The 1,031-nt window shown below is 80.3% G+C and carries 1 pseudogene; it reads left to right on the top strand.

What is annotated here, in order from left to right:
• Positions 1 to 1,031, top strand: a pseudogene (locus BHU15_RS40755) (LuxR family transcriptional regulator); the annotation flags it as partial.

Below are 1,031 nucleotides of genomic sequence, written 5' to 3'. Positions count from 1 at the left end.
CCGGGCCCTGTTGCGCGGCGCCCCGCCCGCCCGCCGCCGCGCCGTGCACCGCCTGCTCGCCACGGTGCTCGACGGACCGCACCGGACGCTGCCGAGACTGGTCCAGCGCGCCTGCGCGGCCGGCGGGCACGACGCCGCCCTCGCCGAGGCCCTGGCACGCGCGGCCTGTCCGCCCCGCCCGCACGCCGACCGCGCCACGGCCCTCACCAGGGCCGCCGCCCTGTCCACCGACGAGGCCCTGCGCGGCGAGCGATACGCAGCGGCCGCCGAGCACGCCTGGCTCGCCGGGGACCCGGGAGGCGCCCGCGCGCTGCTGACCCGGGTACGTACGGAACCCGCGCCCGGCCGCGCCCACTATGTACGCGGGCTGGTCGCGCTGCGCGACGGGCCGGTCGCCGACGCCGGGGAGGCACTGCTCACCGCCGCCGGACTGCTCGCGCCGTCCGACCGGGCGCGCGCCGTCGGCGCCCTGCTCGGGGCGGCGGAGGCCGCCTGGCTCACCGGCGACGTGCCCGGATACGTGCGCGCCATGGACCGGGTCGCCGGTCTTGGCACCGAGCCGGCGCTCGACCACTTCCGCGCGGGCATGTGCGCCGTACTCGGCGGACGTACGGACGAGGGGCACGCACTGCTGCGCGGCTGCCTCGATGCGGACGGGCGCACCGGCGACCCCGCGGCCCTGCTGCGGTCGGGCATCGCCGCCCTCGTCGTCGGCGACGTCGACGCCGCCTGCCGGGCCGGTGTGCGGGCGCTGGCCGCCGTACGCGCCCACGGCCCTGAGGCCCTGCTGCCGCAGGCCCTGGAGCACCTGGCGTACGGCGAACTGCGGGCGGGCCGCCACGCGCCCGCCCGTGTCCACGCGTACGAGGGGCTGCGCGCCGCCGACCGGCTGGGGCAGCGCAACGCCGCCGCCGCGCTGCACGCCGTACTCGCCATGGCGGCCTCCGTGGAAGGCGACGCCCGTGCCTGCGCGGAGCACGCGTCGTCGGCGGCTGCCGACACCGGGCCGCACGGTCTCGCGCAGGCCGCCA

The organism is Streptomyces niveus (assembly GCF_001723055.1).
Lineage (GTDB): Bacteria > Actinomycetota > Actinomycetes > Streptomycetales > Streptomycetaceae > Streptomyces > Streptomyces niveus.
The sequence above is the reverse complement of the archived record's forward strand: the minus strand, read 5'-3'. Positions and strand labels throughout refer to the sequence as shown.